Annotated in this window: 16 protein-coding genes and 2 tRNA genes; 16 read left to right on the forward strand and 2 right to left on the reverse strand. The window is 73.3% G+C overall.

Going from position 1 to position 16,781, the window contains the following annotated elements:
- The first annotated feature begins 12 nt into the window (after positions 1–12).
- Complete coding sequence (locus tag FRZ03_RS26415; protein WP_146467631.1) at positions 13–570, forward strand: SCO2584 family spore wall biosynthesis protein; 558 nt, start codon at positions 13–15, stop codon at positions 568–570.
- 100 nt (positions 571–670) lie between these two features.
- Positions 671–1,738 (forward strand): SCO2583 family membrane protein, encoded by a 1,068-nt coding sequence (locus FRZ03_RS26420; protein WP_146467632.1) that lies wholly within the window; start codon positions 671–673, stop codon positions 1,736–1,738.
- Between the two features lie 43 nt (positions 1,739–1,781).
- Here the strand turns inward: FRZ03_RS26420 and FRZ03_RS26425 are convergent, their stop codons facing one another.
- A complete protein-coding gene (locus FRZ03_RS26425) occupies positions 1,782–2,861 on the reverse strand; it encodes a M48 family metallopeptidase (RefSeq protein ID WP_146467633.1) in 1,080 nt (359 codons plus the stop codon).
- A gap of 102 nt (positions 2,862–2,963) precedes the next feature.
- Here FRZ03_RS26425 and FRZ03_RS26430 point away from each other — a divergent pair, with 102 nt between their 5' ends.
- The 14 genes from FRZ03_RS26430 to FRZ03_RS26495 all read left to right on the forward strand — a co-directional run bounded on the left by FRZ03_RS26430 (position 2,964) and on the right by FRZ03_RS26495 (position 16,617).
- A complete protein-coding gene (locus FRZ03_RS26430; RefSeq protein ID WP_146467634.1) occupies positions 2,964–3,134 on the forward strand; it encodes a hypothetical protein in 171 nt (56 codons plus the stop codon).
- Positions 3,135–3,200: 66 nt separating this feature from the next.
- Complete coding sequence (locus tag FRZ03_RS26435) at positions 3,201–3,428, forward strand: hypothetical protein (RefSeq protein WP_146467635.1); 228 nt, start codon at positions 3,201–3,203, stop codon at positions 3,426–3,428.
- A gap of 50 nt (positions 3,429–3,478) precedes the next feature.
- Entirely contained in the window at positions 3,479–4,177 is a 699-nt protein-coding gene (nadD, locus tag FRZ03_RS26440; RefSeq protein WP_146467636.1) for a nicotinate-nucleotide adenylyltransferase, read from the forward strand.
- 19 nt (positions 4,178–4,196) lie between these two features.
- Complete coding sequence (locus FRZ03_RS26445; RefSeq protein ID WP_146467637.1) at positions 4,197–6,044, forward strand: LCP family protein; 1,848 nt, start codon at positions 4,197–4,199, stop codon at positions 6,042–6,044.
- Positions 6,045–6,135: 91 nt separating this feature from the next.
- Positions 6,136–6,579, forward strand: coding sequence for a ribosome silencing factor (gene rsfS / locus FRZ03_RS26450; protein WP_146467638.1), 444 nt, complete (start codon positions 6,136–6,138; stop codon positions 6,577–6,579).
- The gene (locus FRZ03_RS26455) at positions 6,579–7,247 is read left to right on the forward strand and encodes a histidine phosphatase family protein (protein ID WP_146467639.1); all 669 of its coding nucleotides are present in this window, start codon (positions 6,579–6,581) and stop codon (positions 7,245–7,247) included. The genes rsfS and FRZ03_RS26455 overlap by 1 nt, the downstream gene beginning before the upstream one ends.
- Positions 7,248–7,345: 98 nt before the next feature.
- Positions 7,346–7,418: transfer RNA gene (locus tag FRZ03_RS26460), tRNA-Ala, on the forward strand.
- Positions 7,419–7,648: 230 nt separating this feature from the next.
- Complete coding sequence (locus FRZ03_RS26465; protein WP_067006897.1) at positions 7,649–7,882, forward strand: hypothetical protein; 234 nt, start codon at positions 7,649–7,651, stop codon at positions 7,880–7,882.
- A 118-nt stretch (positions 7,883–8,000) separates the two neighbouring features.
- Positions 8,001–8,073, forward strand: a tRNA-Ala gene (locus tag FRZ03_RS26470).
- A gap of 275 nt (positions 8,074–8,348) precedes the next feature.
- Positions 8,349–11,222, forward strand: a complete 2,874-nt coding sequence (gene leuS / locus FRZ03_RS26475) for a leucine--tRNA ligase (protein WP_146467640.1) — start codon at positions 8,349–8,351, stop codon at positions 11,220–11,222.
- 128 nt (positions 11,223–11,350) lie between these two features.
- Complete coding sequence (locus tag FRZ03_RS26480) at positions 11,351–12,001, forward strand: hypothetical protein (RefSeq protein WP_146467641.1); 651 nt, start codon at positions 11,351–11,353, stop codon at positions 11,999–12,001.
- Positions 12,002–12,085: 84 nt separating this feature from the next.
- The gene (locus FRZ03_RS26485; protein ID WP_146467642.1) at positions 12,086–12,931 is read left to right on the forward strand and encodes a DegV family protein; all 846 of its coding nucleotides are present in this window, start codon (positions 12,086–12,088) and stop codon (positions 12,929–12,931) included.
- 129 nt (positions 12,932–13,060) lie between these two features.
- A complete protein-coding gene (locus FRZ03_RS26490; protein WP_146467643.1) occupies positions 13,061–14,098 on the forward strand; it encodes a ComEA family DNA-binding protein in 1,038 nt (345 codons plus the stop codon).
- Complete coding sequence (locus FRZ03_RS26495; protein ID WP_146467644.1) at positions 14,095–16,617, forward strand: ComEC/Rec2 family competence protein; 2,523 nt, start codon at positions 14,095–14,097, stop codon at positions 16,615–16,617. The genes FRZ03_RS26490 and FRZ03_RS26495 overlap by 4 nt, the downstream gene beginning before the upstream one ends.
- A 26-nt stretch (positions 16,618–16,643) precedes the next feature.
- Here FRZ03_RS26495 and FRZ03_RS26500 read toward each other — a convergent pair.
- Positions 16,644–16,781, reverse strand: a 138-nt coding sequence (locus tag FRZ03_RS26500; RefSeq protein WP_146467645.1) for a DUF3761 domain-containing protein, incomplete at its 5' end; no start/stop codon positions are given.

A 16,781-nucleotide genomic window follows, 5' to 3' on the forward strand; every position in this document is an offset into this window, starting at 1 on the left:
TACTCTGGACGCGTGCCGGAGGACGTGGGGGGCACGCCGTTCCCGGACGGCGGGGAGCCCGACGACGACCACGACCGCGGGGTGTCGGACGAAGAGTTCGCCTCCGTGGTCTTCGACGAGGCCTTCGTACGGGCGGCCGTGGTCCATGAGCCGACCGCCGTCGAACGCCTCCTGGCCGCGGCGGAGGCCAGAGCCGAGGCCGCCGAGGCCGAGGCCCGCCGGGCCCGCGCCAGGAGCGAGCGGTACGACGACGCCTACGGCGGCGCCGACCTCGGCGACGACGCGGACGACGAGCCGGACGACCCGGACGACGTCCACGCCCTCGGTCACGGTCCCTTCGACGGCCACGGCAAACAGGCCCGCTGGCACCGCCCGGTGGCCTGGGTCCTCGCCGTGGTGATGGGCGTCGGCATGGTCGCCCTGGCCTTCGCCGCGGTCTACCGGGGCACGTCCTCGGGCGCCCGGGACCAGCTGCCGCCCGTGACTCCCACGGGCCTCAACCAGGCCACCTCCGTCCCGTCCGCGGCCCCGGCCCGGCCCGCGGTGTCGGCGGTCCCGCACACCCCCTGAACGCGTCCCGCGGCGAGCGCCCCGGCCGTGGTGAGTCCCTGTCAGAAGTTGGCGCGGAGCGCGGCGTTTACCCGGCGTCCGGGGAACCCACTCTGAAAGTATGGGCGGGCCTGGAGACCCACCGGAGGGGACACCCGAGGGCGGCCCCGGTGGTGCCGAGGACGAGTACCGATCCGTCGTGTTCGACGAGTCGTTCGTCCGTGCTGCCCGCCTCCAGGAGTACTCCGCCGAGGAGCGGCTGGCCGACCACGCGCCCGCCGTGCGCCGCCGCTCGCTGCTGCACCGGGGGCTCGCCCGCCAGGCCATGATCCTCGTCCTGCTGATCGCCGTGGCCTTCTGCACCGCCGTCTACATGGGGGTGCGCCACCCCTACGACTCCGCCCAGGCCCCGCACCCCGTGGGCCCCCTGCGCATGACCGTCATACCGCTGGCGCCCCAGGGCGAGGTGCCCGGCGGTACGGACGCCGAGGCGCTGTACGCGCACAGCCCCGCCGCCCAGTTCGACGTCGGCGCCGAGGGCGTCCCGCTGCCGGCCGCGCGCGGCACCGCCCACTTCTCCGACAGCCAGGTGATGGCCGCGCTGACCACCGTCAAGGACTACATCGTGCGCTCCTCGCTCTATCCCGAGGTGCTCACCGGCCGTACGGCGGCCCCCGCCCGGGCCCTGGTGGACTCCGACCAGCTGGCCCAGTTCGACCAGAGCTTCCACCACCCGGCGGCGGACGGCCGGCACGCCGCCACCGGCTGGGTGGTGCGCCTCGACCCGTCCCGGGCCCGGCTGGCCGACGACCGCGTCCGCGTCCAGGGCGACCTGCGCGCCACCGAGGCCGACCCGGCCGCGCTGCAGGTCAGCGCCGACCACACCTTCGTCTACGCGCTGCGCCCGGCCGGCGCCGTACGCGAGCGGGTCTCCCTGTTCACGGTCCGCCGCGCGCTGACCTTCCGGCTCACCCGCGACGACCTGCGCACCCACCAGGTCCAGCTGGTCACGGCCTCCGTGGAGGCCGGCCCCCTGGCCTGCGCCGACGACTCCGTGTCCTACCTCCGCCCGCTGCTGGCCGGCCAGACCGCCCGTCCGGGCAGCCCCGCCGCCACCGACCCCTACACGGCCGAAACCCCCACCTCCCTGTGCGGCACCCTCGCCACGGGCTCCCAGCCGAGGACGTAGACAGGCCCCCGCCGGAGCATGAGGAACGGCCGTCGGGCCGCTCCTACTCCGCCTCCGTGGCCGGGCCGGCCTTCGGCGGGGGCGGGCTCTTGAAGCCGTCGAAGCCGCGCTTGACCCGGCCGCCCAGGTCGCCCGCGCCGCCCGCGAGGTCGCTCACCAGCTTCATCAGCGGGTCCTTGGAGGACTTCACATCGCTCGCGTAGCTCGCCGCGGACTCGCGGAAGGAGTCGCTGAAGGAGGCGTCCTCGTCCTCGTCTCGCCGCGGGTAGTGGCCGTCCATGATCCGCTGGTGGTCCCGCGACTCGGCCCACCGCTTCAGCTCGGCCGCCCGCACGGTGGTGAACGGGTGCGAGCGGGGCAGCACATTGAGGATCTTCAGCACGGAGTCGCGCAGATCGCCCCCGGAGTCGTACTCCTCCGCCTGCTCCAGGAACGCGTCCACGTTCATCTCGTGCAGATGGTTGCCGCCCGCGATCTTCATCAGGCCGCGCATCGAGGCCTGTACGTCCTGGCCCACCAGCAGCCCGGCCCGGTCGGCGGACAGCTCCGACTTGCGGAACCACTCCCGCAGCGCCGCGACCAGCCCCATGATCGCCAGATTGCCCAGCGGGATCCACGCCACCTTCAGCGCCAGGCTGGTCAGGAAGAGCAGGATCGTGCGGTACACCGAGTGGCCGGACAGCGCGTGGCCCACCTCGTGCCCGACGACGGCCCGCATCTCCTCCTCGTCCAGCAGCTCCACCAGCCCGGTGGTGACCACGATGATCGGCTCGTCCAGACCGATGCACATCGCGTTCGGCTGCGGGTCCTGGGTGACGTACATCGGCGGGACCTTCGGCAGGTCCAGGATGTAGCAGGCGTCCAGCAGCATGGCGTACAGATGGCCGAACTGGCGTTCGGATACCCGCACCGAGTCGGAGAGGAACAGCAGTCTGAGGCTCCGCTCCGGCAGCAGCCCGCTGAGCGCCTTGAACACCTGGTCGAAGCCGCTGAGCTTGCGCAGCGCCACCAGGGCGGAGCGGTCCGCCGGATGCTCGTACGCGCGCGAGGAGATCCCCGGGAAGCGTGTCCGCTGCCTGCCGGGCACCCGCTCGTGCCCGCGGTGCCCATCGCCGTCGTGCATGTCTTCCCCCAACTGCGTCCGAGAGTGCCGTGTGCCCCCGAGGCGGGACACAGCCTAGGCGGAGATACCGTGGACGGGCAGACAGCCGAAGGAGTCCACGCCATGGAGCACCACCCCGCAGCCGCCCGGTTGACCGAGGCCGCAGCGAACGCCGTCCAGCAGCACGGGGGCGGAGGAGGGAACCTGCTCCGCATCGTGCTGGTCGTGATGATCCTGGGCTGCGCGCTGACCGCCTGGTTCCTGCTGCGCGGCTACAAACAGAAGGACGACTGACCCCCGCCGCAAGTTCCCCGCGCGGGCCGCTCCGCCTGGCCGGCGGTCCCCAACGGCGGAGTCGGCGTGATCGCCGAAGGGCCGCCCGCATACGATGAGCCGACATCTTTATCCCGCCCACACGCGAAGGTCCTGCCGAAGATGATGCTCAACAGCGCAGCCCAGTTGGTCTCCCTTGCAGCCGAAGAGGGCGGCCACCACGACAGTCTGAGCCCCGCCGTCACCGGCGGCAGCGCCCTCGTCATCCTGCTCCTGCTGCTGTGGATCACCACGCGTTTCAACCGCGACCGCTGAGCCGAGACCCCGGCCGGACGCGCAGGACCGGGCCGGTAGGGTCTGCACGCATGGGAGAGCAGGACATGCCGACCGGTCCGGCGCACACGAAGGCCGCCGACGACACGGTGAACGAGCCGCAGTACCGGCGGCACCGGCCGGGTCACGGCCCCGCCCGCCCGGGCAAGCGGCGCCTGGGCGTCATGGGCGGCACCTTCGACCCGATCCACCACGGGCACCTCGTGGCGGCCAGCGAGGTCGCCGCGCAGTTCGAGCTGGACGAGGTGGTGTTCGTACCCACCGGCCAGCCCTGGCAGAAGTCGCACCGCCAGGTCTCCCCGGCCGAGGACCGCTATCTGATGACGGTCATCGCCACCGCCGAGAACCCGCAGTTCTCCGTCAGCCGCATCGACATCGACCGCGGCGGCCCCACCTACACCGTGGACACCCTGCGCGACCTGCGCGCCCTCAACCCCGACACCGATCTGTTCTTCATCACCGGTGCCGACGCCCTCGCCCAGCTGCTGACCTGGCGCGACAGCGAGGAGCTGTTCTCGCTCGCGCACTTCATCGGCGTCACCCGGCCCGGCCACCACCTCAGCGACAAGGGCCTGCCGGAGGGCGGCGTCTCGCTCGTCGAGGTCCCCGCGCTCGCCATCTCCTCCACAGACTGCCGTGCGAGAGTCGCCAAGGGGGACCCCATCTGGTACATGGTGCCGGACGGAGTCGTGCGCTACATCGACAAGCGCGAGCTGTACCGCGGCGAGTGAGCCGAGAGGGGCACCACCGGTGAACGACCGATACGACGCGGGTGACGCCGGACACGGCGCCGGCCCGTACGAGCTCGTCGGCTACGACGAGTACGGCCAGCCCGTGTACCGCCAGGTTCCGGCCCAGCAGGCGCCCAACGGGGCCTACGACCCCTACGGCGGGCAGCACCAGCAGCAGGACTACGGCTACGACCCCTACGCCGCGGGCACCCAGCAGCCCGCCCCGCCCTACGGGTCGTACGGCACCGGACAGCAGCCGCAGGCCCCCGCGTACCCCGGGCAGGACGCCTACCCCGGGCACGATGCCGACCCCGGCTACGACCCCTACGGCACCCGGACCCCCGGCTCCCAGGCCGACCCCGGGTACGACCCCTACGGGCAGGCGGCGACCAGCGGGCCCCAGCCCCGGGTCGCCGAGCAGACCGTCCACATCCCCCAGCAGGCCGGACCGTCCGACGGCGCCCGGCCCGACCCGTACGCCGAACTGCGGGCCGACGAGCCACCGCACGACCCCTACGCGGAGCCGCGGCCCGACGGCGCCCGGCCCGATCCCTACGCGGAGCTCGCCGCCGACGACACCACCGGCGAACCGGACTACCGCACCGAGCAGTTCGCCTTCGTGGAGGAGCCGGACGGCGACTCCGAGGACGTCATCGACTGGCTCAAGTTCACCGAGAACCGCACCGAGCGCCGCGAGGAGGCCCGCCGCCGCGCCCGCGGCCGGCTCGTCGCCCTCGCCGTGGTCCTCGCCCTCGTGGCCGTCGGCGGCGTCGGCTACCTCTGGTACGCCGGGAAGCTGCCCTTCCTGTCCTCCTCCGGCGCCGCGGCCGGCCAGGACACGGCGGTCGGTGCCCAGAAGCGCGACGTGATCGTCGTCCACCTGCACGACACCGGCAAGCGCGGCACCTCCACGGTGCTGCTGGTCGACAACACCACCACCAAGCGGGGCAGCACCGTGCTGCTGCCCAACTCGCTCGCGCTGACCGACGACGACGGCTCCACCACGACGCTCGCCAAGTCGGTGGACGACGACGGCTCCTCCGGCACCCGCGACCAGCTGAACACCGTCCTCGGCACCGACATCCAGGGCACCTGGCGCCTGGACACGCCCTATCTCCAGAACCTGGTCGACCTCGTCGGCAACATCGACATCGACACCAACACCGACGTGCCCGACCCGGCCGCCAAGAAGAAGGGCACCGAGCCGCTGGTCACCAAGGGCACCGACCAGACCCTCAGCGGCAAGATGGCCGTCGCCTACGCCACCTACCGGGCCCCGGGCGAATCGGACGACGCCCAGCTGGAGCGGTTCGGACAGGTCCTCCAGGGCGTCCTGCGCAAGATCTCCTCGGACCCGGCGGACGCCACGGTCACCGTGCAGTCCCTCGCGCAGATCCTCGACCCCTCGCTGACCGACAAGGACCTCGGAGCCTTCCTCGCGCGGCTCGCCGACCTGGCCAAGAGCGGCGACTACAAGACCGCCCTGCTGCCCGTGCAGCCCGACGGCACCCTCAGCGCGCAGACCGGCGACAGCGTGGTCAAGAACATCCTCGGCGGTACCGCCAAGAGCCCCGACGCCGGCTCCGCGGTCCGGGTCTCCGTGCAGAACGCCACCGGCGTCAAGGACGACACCCAGCAGGCCCGCGTGGTGCTCCTCAACGGCGGCTTCACCTTCCTGGAGGGCGGCAGCGGCGGCACCCGGGCCACGTCGAAGGTCGTCTACCAGGACGCCTCCGACAAGCAGAACGCCACCGATGTCGCCAAGACCCTCGGCCTGCCCGCCGGCTCCGTGGCCAAGGGCACGGTCTCCTCGGGCGCCGACGTCTCGGTCGTGCTGGGCCAGGACTACCGGCCGTCCGGCTCGTGACCCCGGCCGGGGCACCCCGTAATCGCGTGGGGTGCCCCGGGCGGTCCGTGAGACCCTTGAGGTTCAGTGACCGCCGACGGAAAGCCACGTAGTGACCGCCACCGACCGTTCCCTTGAGCTCATCAACACCGCCGCCCAGGCGGCCGCCGACAAGCTCGCCCACGATGTCATCGCCTACGACGTGAGCGACGTCCTGTCGATCACGGACGCCTTCCTGCTCGCCTCCGCGCCCAACGACCGCCAGGTCAAGGCCATCGTCGACGAGATCGAGGAGCGCCTCCAGAAGGAACTCGGCGCCAAGCCGGTGCGCCGCGAGGGCGACCGCGAGGCCCGCTGGGTGCTGCTCGACTACGTCGACATCGTGGTCCACGTCCAGCACAGCGAGGAGCGCGTCTTCTACGCCCTGGAGCGGCTGTGGAAGGACTGCCCCGAGCTGGAGCTGCCCGCCGACGCGAAGGCCACCCGCGGCAAGGCCGAGGAGCACGCCCGCCACCAGGCCGCCGAGGCCGAGCAGGAGCCGGGCGGGGAGTGGTGATGAGCGCCACGGGTGAGGTGACCGACCGCAAGGACCGGGGCCGCCGCATCATCCTGTGGCGGCACGGCCAGACCTCGTGGAACGTGGAGCGCCGCTTCCAGGGCAGCACGGACGTGCCGCTGACCGAGGCCGGCGTCGGCCAGGCGCGGCGCGCCGCCCGGCTGCTCGCCTCGCTGCGGCCCGACGCGATCGTCTCCTCGGACCTGACGCGGGCCGTGGACACGGCCGCCGAGCTGGCCGCGCTCACCGGTCTCGACGTCACCCGCGACGAGGGCCTGCGCGAGACCTACGCGGGCGCCTGGCAGGGGCTGACGCACGAGGAGATCATCGCCCGGCACGGCGAGGAGTACGCCGCCTGGAAGCGCGGCGAGGCGGTCCGCCGCGGTGGCGGCGAACTGGAGACCGAGGTCGCCGACCGGGCCGCGCCCGTGGTGCTGCGGCACGCGGAGAAGCTGCCGGTGGACGGCACGCTCGTGGTCGTCAGCCACGGCGGCACCATCCGCACCACCATCGGCCGGCTGCTCGGGCTGGAGGCCCGCAGCTGGGAGAGCCTCGGCGGCCTCACCAACTGCTGCTGGTCCGTGCTGGGGGAGGGCGTGCGCGGCTGGCGGCTGCTGGAGCACAACGCGGGCACCCTGCCGGAGCCCGTGCTCGGCGACGACGACTGAGCCCGTTCCCGGCGCCCCGGACCCCGGATTTCACTTTCTGGCAGGTCGCAGGCTAAAGTTCTTCTTGTTCGCCCCGCCGAGCGGGAAGAACACAGCAAGGGGCTATAGCTCAGTTGGTAGAGCGCCTGCATGGCATGCAGGAGGTCAGGAGTTCAATTCTCCTTAGCTCCACAGGAGGAAGATCCCGTCCCCGTCAGGGGGCGGGATCTTCCGTTTGTCCCGCCGTTCACACCCGGGTCGCACCCGGCGGCCGTGTCCGGACCGGTACCGCGGCGTCGCTGACCGTGTCGGCCCGCTCGTGGCAGAATCAAACGGCCGGAAGGGGGCGCGGCCCTACGGGAGGGAGTTCGATGCCTGCCAGCATCGTGTGTACGGCCTGCGGCCACGGCCGGAGCTGATCCATGGGTGCACACAGGCGGAAGTGCGACTGGTGCGGCAGCGGCACGCCCATCGTCCGCGACATGGAGCCGATCAACGCCGACTACCAGTACTGGTGCGAGGAGTGCGCGCGGGCGCTGATCATAAAAGGCGACCCCATCGAGACGTACCGCGAACTGGAGGGCGAGCCGATCTACGGCCGCCTGCTCGAGGAGCACTGCACGCTCAAGAGGTTCTACTCCTTCGTCACGGCCTGACTCCAAAGTCGGACATACGCGACTAAAGGGGTGGAGTGGAAACGGATTTGGTGCTGCGGCCCCGGGACCTGTAATGTTTTCTTCGTCGCCGGGGGAACCGGGCGGCGAAACAAAACGAGGGGCTATAGCTCAGTTGGTAGAGCGCCTGCATGGCATGCAGGAGGTCAGGAGTTCAATTCTCCTTAGCTCCACAGAAGTCGAGGGCGGATCATCCGGAAGGATGGTCCGCCCTCGGCGCATTGCCGTCCCATGGGGCGGATCCCGTCGTCGTCGGCTCGGGGCCTGCGGTACCCTAGCGCCATGCGTGCCGTACGCCTTCTGCTTAGCGGGCCGCGCTGATCAGTACCGACCCCGGTGAGACCCGAGAGGTCGGCATCGGCGCGGCATCCCCTCCTGTGTGAGGGGATTTTTCGTTTCTTGAAATGGCACAGCCGCTGGCAGGACGATCGATGGAGCTTTGAGGATCATGAGCGAGACGAACCCCGCTGCCGCCGCTACCCCGGCGGAGGCCGCCCCGTACCGCTACACGGCCGCCATGGCAGCCGACATCGAGGCACGCTGGCAGGACTTCTGGGACGCCGACGGCACCTACGCCGCGGACAACCCCACGGGCGACCTGGCGGGCGACGGCGCCGCCAAGCCCAAGAAGTTCATCATGGACATGTTCCCGTACCCCTCCGGTGCGGGCCTGCACGTCGGCCACCCCCTCGGCTACATCGCCACTGACGTCTACGCCCGGTTCCAGCGCATGACCGGCCACAACGTGCTGCACACCCTGGGCTTCGACGCCTTCGGCCTGCCCGCCGAGCAGTACGCCGTGCAGACCGGCACGCACCCGCGCGTGTCCACCGAGGCCAACATGGAGAACATGAAGGCCCAGCTGCGCCGGCTGGGCCTGGGCCACGACAAGCGCCGGTCCTTCGCCACGATCGACCCGGACTACTACAAGTGGACCCAGTGGATCTTCCTGCAGATCTTCAACTCCTGGTACGACGACGAGGCCCGCAAGGCCCGCCCGATCGGCGAGCTGATCGCCCAGTTCGAGACCGGTGAGCGCGCGATCCCGGGCACCACGCGCGGCTGGAACGAGCTGAGCGCCCGCGAGCGCGCCGACGTCCTGGGCGAGTACCGCCTGGCCTACGCCTCCGACGCGCCGGTCAACTGGTGTCCCGGCCTGGGCACCGTGCTGGCCAACGAGGAGGTCACCGCCGACGGCCGCTCCGAGCGCGGCAACTTCCCGGTCTTCAAGGCCAAGCTGCGCCAGTGGAACATGCGCATCACCGCCTACGCCGACCGCCTGCTGGAGGACCTGGAGGAGCTGGACTGGCCGGAGGCCATCAAGCTCCAGCAGCGCAACTGGATCGGCCGCAGCGAGGGCGCCCGCGTCGACTTCCCGATCGACGGCGAGCACATCACCGTCTTCACCACCCGCCCGGACACCCTGTTCGGCGCCACCTACATGGTGCTGGCGCCCGAGCACCCGCTGGTCGACGCGTTCACCCCCGAGGCCTGGCCCGAGGGCACCCACGAGGTGTGGACCGGCGGCCACGCCACGCCCGCCGAGGCCGTCGCCGCCTACCGCGCGCAGGCCGCCTCGAAGTCCGACGTCGAGCGGCAGGCCGAGGCCAAGGACAAGACCGGCGTCTTCACCGGCGCGTTCGCCACCAACCCGGTCAACGGCGAGCGCGTCCCCGTCTTCATCGCCGACTACGTCCTGATGGGCTACGGCACCGGCGCGATCATGGCCGTGCCGGCGCACGACACCCGTGACTTCGCCTTCGCGCGCGCCTTCGAGCTGCCCATGCGCTGCGTGGTCGAGCCGACCGACGGCCGCGGCACCGACCCCGCCGAGTGGGACGACGCGTTCGCCTCGTACGACGCGAAGATCGTCAACTCGCGGGGTGAGGGCGTCGACCTGAACGGCCTGGGCGTCACCGAGGCCAAGGCACGCGTCACCGAGTGGCTGGAGCGCAAGGGCATCGGCCAGGGCACCGTCAACTTCCGCCTGCGCGACTGGCTGTTCAGCCGCCAGCGCTACTGGGGCGAGCCCTTCCCGATCGTCTACGACGAGGACGGCGTCGCGCACGCGCTGCCCGAGTCGATGCTGCCGCTGGAGCTGCCGGAGGTCGAGGACTACAGCCCCCGCACCTTCGACCCGGACGACGCGGACACCCAGCCCGAGACCCCGCTGTCGCGCAACGAGGAATGGGTGCACGTCACCCTGGACCTGGGCGACGGGCCGAAGAAGTACCGCCGTGAGACCAACACCATGCCCAACTGGGCCGGTTCCTGCTGGTACGAGTTCCGCTACCTGGACCCGCACAACGACCGGCGGATGGTCGACCCCGAGATCGAGCAGTACTGGATGGGCCCGCGCGAGGGCATGCCGCACGGCGGTGTCGACCTGTACGTCGGCGGCGCCGAGCACGCCGTGCTGCACCTGCTGTACGCCCGCTTCTGGTCCAAGGTCCTGTACGACCTGGGACACGTCTCCTCGGCCGAGCCGTTCCACAAGCTGTTCAACCAGGGCATGATCCAGGCCTACGTCTACCGCGACAGCCGGGGCATCGCCGTGCCGGCCGCCGAGGTGGAGGAGCGCGACGGCGCGTACTACCACCAGGGCGAGAAGGTCACCCGCCTGCTGGGCAAGATGGGCAAGTCCCTGAAGAACGCGGTGACCCCGGACGAGATCGCGGCCGAGTACGGCGCCGACACCCTGCGCCTGTACGAGATGGCCATGGGGCCGCTGGACGTCTCCCGCCCCTGGGACACGCGTGCCGTGGTCGGCCAGTTCCGGCTGCTGCAGCGGCTGTGGCGCAACATCGTGGACGAGGAGAGCGGCGAGGTCACCGTGGTGGACGCGGCGCCCGACGAGGACACGCTGCGCGCGCTGCACAAGGCGATCGACGGGGTGCGCCAGGACCTGGAGGGCCTGCGCTTCAACACGGCCATCGCCAAGATCACGGAGCTGAACAACCACCTGACCAAGGCCGGCGCCGCGCTGCCGAGGTCGGTGGCCGAGCCGCTGGTGCTGATGGTGGCCCCGCTGGCCCCGCACATCGCCGAGGAGCTGTGGCGCCGCCTGGGCCACACCGACTCGGTCGTCCACCGGGACTTCCCGGTCGCCGACCCGGCGTACGTGGTGGACGAGACCGTGACCTGCGTCGTCCAGGTCAAGGGCAAGGTCAAGGCCCGCCTGGAGGTGGCGCCCGGCATCTCCGAGGAGGAGTTGGAGAAGGTGGCGCTGGCCGACGAGAAGGTCGTCGCGGCGCTGGACGGCGCGGCCATCCGCAAGGTGATCGTGCGCGCGCCGAAGCTGGTGAACATCGTTCCGGCGTAACGGCGACGCACGTCGGGGTACTCCCCTACGGGCAGGTTCGGGGTTTTTCTGGAACCCCGGGCCTGCCCGTTGCGTTTACCGTGGAGGAGTGTCGCGTCGCGCGGCGCACCGGTCCGAGGAGAAGCGTCGTGGAAGCAGTGATCATCGTCATCGCCCTCTTCTTCCTGGCTTTCGTCGTCCTCGGCGCGTACGCCACGATCAAGGTGGTGGGCGCCGCCAAGCGCGGTGTGGACCGCACCATCGGGCAGGCCCGGCGCACCGTCGAGGACCACACGCTGCGCGCCAAGTCGTTCGCCCAGGTCGGCCCGGCCGCCGAGCTGGCCCAGCTGCGGCTCACCCTGCGCACCTCGATGCGCGCCACCCAGGAAGCGCTGTACGCGGGCGCCGCCGAGGACGAGTCGCTCAAGGAATCCGTGGGCCTCTTCGAGCGCCTGAGCGTGCACGGACGCGAGCTGGACGCCGACCTCAAGCGCCTGGAGTCCGAGCCGGACCGGGCCACGCTCGCCGCCCGCCTGCCCGAACTGCGCGCCCGCACCGAGCAGATCGCCAAGTCCGCGGACGCGCTGCGCTGGGCCGCCCGCGACCGGGCCCGCCGCTTCGCCGACGACGACCTCGGCGCGCTCAGCGCCCAGATCGACATGGAAGCAGACGCCCTGCGCCACTGGACCGGACCCCGGGCCGCCGATGAACCGGCCTCGCCGCCGCCCCCGATCACCCCTCCCGGCCCGCGCCTCGGCTACCCCTGGCAGAAGAACCCCCGCCCGGAAAGCACCACATGACGCCTCGTGCGGGCGCAGCGCGCCGGGCGCACACCCCGGGGGCCGGGCTGCCGTGCGCGCGCTACGGCAGGTAACCTCCAGCTCATGTCCCGCCATGTCGCCATCGTCACCGATTCAACGGCCTACCTGCCGCCCCGGATGATGGAGCGCCACGGCATCACCGCGGTGCCGCTGACCGTGGTCCTCGGCGACCGGGCGCTCCAAGAGGGCACCGAGATCTCCACCCGCGCCCTCGCCCAGGCGCTCCAGAGGCGGCGCCCCGTCACCACCTCCCGCCCCGGCCCCGAGGTGTTCGCCGAGACGTACCGCGAGGTGGCCGGGTCCGGCGCGCGCGGCATCGTCTCCCTGCACCTGTCCGGCGAACTGTCCGGCACCTACGACGCGGCCGTCCTCGCCGCGCGCGAGGCGCCGGTGCCCGTGCGGGTGGTGGACACCGGGATGGTCGCGATGGCCCTCGGTTTCTGCGCGCTGGCCGCCGCCGAGGCCGCGGAGGCGGGCGGCACCGTGGACGAGGCGGTCACGGCGGCCGAGAAGCGGGCCGCGGGCAGCTCCGCCTACTTCTACGTCGACACCCTCGACTATCTGCGCCGCGGCGGCCGGATCGGGGCCGCCCAGGCGCTGCTGGGCTCCGCGCTCGCGGTCAAGCCCCTGCTCCAGCTCGACGGCGGCCGCATCGAACTGCTGGAGAAGGTGCGTACGGCGTCCAAGGCGATCGCCCGCCTGGAGGAGATCGCCGCCGAACGCGCGGGGAGCGCCGAGGTCGACATCGCCGTCCACCACCTGGCCGCCCCCGAGCGCGCCGCCGCCCTCGCCGACCGGCTGCGGGCACGGGTGCCGGGCCTGGCCGAACTCCATGTCAGCGAGGTCGGGGCGGTGATCGGGGCGCACACGGGGCCGGGGCTGCTCGGGGTCGTGGTCTCGCCCCGGTGAGACCGGCTCCCACGCCGGCTCTGACGGGCGGTCACCCGCACGGGTGACGGGGTTGTCCACAACCGGCCCGATGTCCCCGGGAATTGACCAAGATCATCGCGAAACGGCGGGATGTCCGATCCTCGTCGCATGGCACTTCGATCACGTTCCCGCACCGTCACCCCGACCAGCGGCCCCGGCCGTGGCCCCGCCTCCGACGGCCGCGTGCGGCATCGCGCCAGCGAGCACCGACGCGTCCGCCCTCGCGCGCACGCGCCCGCGGACGAACTGCGCCGCCGCGCGGAACTCCTCTTCGGCGAAAGCGCCGTGCAGTGGGGGGAGTCGGGGAAGGCGCCGCCGGACCCGGACCTGCCGGGCCGGGGCGTGCCGGGCCGGGGCGTGCCGGGCCCGGCCCCGTCGGACCCGGGCCTGCCGCCCGCGGCGGAACCGGCGAGGCCGCCGGAGCCGCGCGACGCGGTGCTCCCGGACCGGCGGGCGCGGGCCGGGGCGGCCCTGCGGGAGCGGCTGCCGGTGTGGTTGCAGGCGCGGTGCGGGGTGGAGCGCCGGGGGACGGTGGCCCTCGCCGTGCTGCTGGTGGCCGCCGCCCTCCTCGCCGTGCAGCACTTCTGGACGGGCCGGCCGCAGACCGTGAGCGCCCCTCAAGTGGTGCGCGCCCAGGCGACGTACGCGAAGGCACCGAGCGCAGGAGGAGAGGCGCCGGGCGGCGGGGGAGCCGCCCCGACCCCGGGCGGGGAGATCGTGGTGGACGTCGGCGGCAAGGTCCGCAAACCGGGGGTCCGCCGGCTCCCGGCCGGTTCCCGGGTGGCCGACGCGCTGCGGGCGGCGGGCGGCGTCCGGCCGGGCGTGGACACCGACGGGCTGAACCGGGCGCGCTTCCTGGTCGACGGCGAGCAGGTGGTGGTCGGGGGGCCCGCGGCCGGCGGGCAAGGAGGCGGGGGAGCGCCCGCGGGTCCCGCCGCACCGTCCGGTCCGGCCGGGCAGGTCTCCCTCAACACGGCCACCGAGGACCAGCTCGACACCCTGCCCGGGGTCGGCCCGGTGCTGGCCCGGCACATCATCGACTACCGCACCCGGCACGGCGGCTTCCGCTCGGTGGACGAACTGCGCCAGGTCAACGGCATCGGCGACCGCCGCTTCACCGATCTGCGCGACCTGGTACGGCCATGAGCGGCTCCCACGGGCAGGGCGCCGTGCCGGTGACCGAGCCGAACCCCCTGGACCTGCGGCTGGTGCCGCCCGCGCTCGCCGCCTGGGCGACGGCGGCGCTGACCCTGGACGCCCCGCCGGGCCCGGCCCTCTGCGTCGTGCTCGTCTGCCTGGTCTGCGGTGTCCTCCTGCTCGGGGCGGGACGGGCCGGGAGGGCTTCCGGGCGCTCGCGCGGACGGCCCGGGTGGGCGCGGTCCTCGCTCGCCGCGGTGCTGCTCTGCGCCGCCGCGGCGGCCGCCTCCGCGGGTCTGCACGGAGCGGACGTACGGCGCGGTCCGGTGCCCGAGCTGGCCCGGCGGTCCGCCACCGTGACGGCCGAGGCGGAGCTGACCGGCGATCCCCGGCTGAGTAGACCCCGGGTGCGCGGTGACCACACGGCTCCGGTGGCGGTGCTGCTCCGGGCGCGGGTGCTGCGCGTCGAGGAGAGCGACGGAAGGAGTACGCGGACCAGGGCGCCGGTCCTGATGATCGTCGACGCGGGCGCCCCGGCACCCGGGGGCGCCCCGGAGGCCCGGGCAGGCCGGGCGGCCTGGCTCAGCCTGCTGCCGTCCACCACGCTGCGGGTGACCGGGCGGCTGGCGCCCGCCCTCGCCGGGGGTGATCGGACGGCGGCCGTGCTCCGGGTGCGGGGCGCGGGCGGGCCGCGGGTCGTGGCGGGGCCGAGCGGGCTCCAGCGACTGGCGGGGCGGCCCAGGGCGGGGCTGCGGGAGGCGGCGGACGGGCTGCCGGGGGACGCGTGGGCGTTGCTGCCGGGGCTGGTCGTCGGGGACACCTCGCGGATCACCCCCGAGTTGGACGACGCCTTCAGGGCGACCGACCTGACCCATCTGCTCGCGGTCTCCGGCGGCAATCTCACCGTGCTGCTCGCCCTGCTCGTCGGCCCGCCCGGCCTGGCCCGGCTGGCCGAACGCCGGGGCCTGGCCCCCCGCCTGGGGCTGTCCTTGCGGATGACCGCCCTGCTCGCGGGGGCGCTCACGCTCGGCTTCGTGATCGTGTGCCGTCCCGATCCCAGCGTGCTGCGGGCCGCGGCCTGCGGCGCGGTCGCGCTGCTCGCCCTGGCCACCGGCCGCCGCAGATCCCTCCTCCCGGCGCTGGCCACGGCCGTACTGCTGCTGGTGCTGTACGACCCGTCGCTGGCCCGGAGTTACGGCTTCCTGCTGTCCGTGCTGGCCACCGGGGCGCTGCTGGTGCTGGCCCCCGGCTGGAGCGAGGCGCTGCGGCGGCGCGGGGTGCCGCCGAGGCTCGCCGAGGCGCTGGCGGCGGCCCTCGCGGCGCAGGCGGTGTGCGCGCCGGTGGTGGCGGTGCTGTCGGCCCGGGTGAGCCTGGTGGCGGTGCCCTGCAATCTGCTGGCCGAGGCGGCGGTGGCGCCCGCGACGGTGCTGGGCTTCGCCGCGCTCGCCATCGCGCCGGCGGGCCTGCCCGTGGCCAAGGCGCTGGCCTGGTGCGCGAGTTGGCCGGCCGGATGGATCGCCGGGGTGGCCCGGGCCGGGGCGGCGCTGCCCGGCGCGGGAGTGGACTGGCCGGGCAGCCTGCCGGGGGCGCTGCTGCTCGCGGCGGTCACGGTGGCCGTCGCCCTGGCCGGGCGGCGGCTGGTGCGGCACCCGTGGTGCTGCGCTCTGCTCGGCGCGTTGCTCCTGCTGGCGGTGGTGCGCCCGGCGCCGCTGACCCGGGTGGTGACGGGCTGGCCGCCGCCGGGGTGGCGGTTCGCGATGTGCGACGTGGGACAGGGCGACGCGACCGTGCTGGCGGCGGGCGCCGGGGCCGGGGTGGTCGTGGACACCGGGCCCGATCCGGCACCGGTCGACCGCTGCCTGCGGCGGCTGGGCATCACCCGCGTCCCCCTCCTCGTGCTGACGCACTTCCACGCCGACCATGTGGCCGGGCTGACCGGTGTCCTGCGCGGCCGGGAGGTCGCCGCGATCGAGACCACGGGGTTCGAGGAGCCCGGAGCGGAGGCGGAGTTCGTCAGGAAGCAGGCCGCGGCCCGGCACATCCCGGTCACCCGGGCCGTCGCGGGGGAGGAGCGGCGCACCGGCCCGCTGGCCTGGCGGGTCCTGTGGCCACCACCGGACGCCGCGCCCGCCTTCGACGGCCCGAACGACGCCAGCGTGGCCCTGCTGGTCCGCGCCGGCGGGCTGCGGCTGCTGTTGCTCGGCGACCTCGAACCCTCGGACCAGCAGGCCCTGTTGAGGTCACCGCAGGCGGCGGGGCTGGCCGGGGTGGACGTGCTGAAGGTGGCCCATCACGGCTCGGCGTACCAGGACCCGGAACTGATGCGGCTCGCGGCACCCCGGGTGGCGCTCATCTCCTGCGGCACCGGCAACCCTTACGGACACCCGGCCCCGTCGACGCTGGCCGCGTTGCGGGCCGGCGGCGCGCTGGTGCTGCGGACCGACCGGGACGGGGCGCTCGCGGTCGGCGGCGGTGAAGGGACCGCCGGGCCGGGCAGGGAGGTGACGGTGACGCGGGAGGAACCCTGAACGGCCGCCGCGGCTTCGTGGCCCGCCTACCGGTAGAAGACGGCCACGCCCCCGTGGTGGGAGCAGGCGCCCTGGTGGTGGGCGGCGTACGAGTAGGTGCCGTCGTTGCACCGGGCGGTGGCGCCGTTCCCGGCGCTGCCGGAACCGCCCGAGGAGCCGGAGCC

Source organism: Streptomyces misionensis (assembly GCF_007896895.1).
Taxonomy (GTDB): domain Bacteria; phylum Actinomycetota; class Actinomycetes; order Streptomycetales; family Streptomycetaceae; genus Streptomyces; species Streptomyces misionensis_A.

Coding starts and splice junctions, on each gene's coding strand:
- FRZ03_RS26420 (WP_146467632.1), top strand. CDS start 671: ATGGGCGGGCCTGGAGACCCACCGGAGGGGACACCCGAGGGCGGCCCC.
- FRZ03_RS26425 (WP_146467633.1), bottom strand. CDS start 2,861: ATGCACGACGGCGATGGGCACCGCGGGCACGAGCGGGTGCCCGGCAGG.
- FRZ03_RS26430 (WP_146467634.1), top strand. CDS start 2,964: ATGGAGCACCACCCCGCAGCCGCCCGGTTGACCGAGGCCGCAGCGAAC.
- nadD (WP_146467636.1), top strand. CDS start 3,479: ATGGGAGAGCAGGACATGCCGACCGGTCCGGCGCACACGAAGGCCGCC.
- FRZ03_RS26455 (WP_146467639.1), top strand. CDS start 6,579: ATGAGCGCCACGGGTGAGGTGACCGACCGCAAGGACCGGGGCCGCCGC.
- FRZ03_RS26465 (WP_067006897.1), top strand. CDS start 7,649: ATGGGTGCACACAGGCGGAAGTGCGACTGGTGCGGCAGCGGCACGCCC.
- leuS (WP_146467640.1), top strand. CDS start 8,349: ATGAGCGAGACGAACCCCGCTGCCGCCGCTACCCCGGCGGAGGCCGCC.
- FRZ03_RS26485 (WP_146467642.1), top strand. CDS start 12,086: ATGTCCCGCCATGTCGCCATCGTCACCGATTCAACGGCCTACCTGCCG.
- FRZ03_RS26490 (WP_146467643.1), top strand. CDS start 13,061: ATGGCACTTCGATCACGTTCCCGCACCGTCACCCCGACCAGCGGCCCC.
- FRZ03_RS26495 (WP_146467644.1), top strand. CDS start 14,095: ATGAGCGGCTCCCACGGGCAGGGCGCCGTGCCGGTGACCGAGCCGAAC.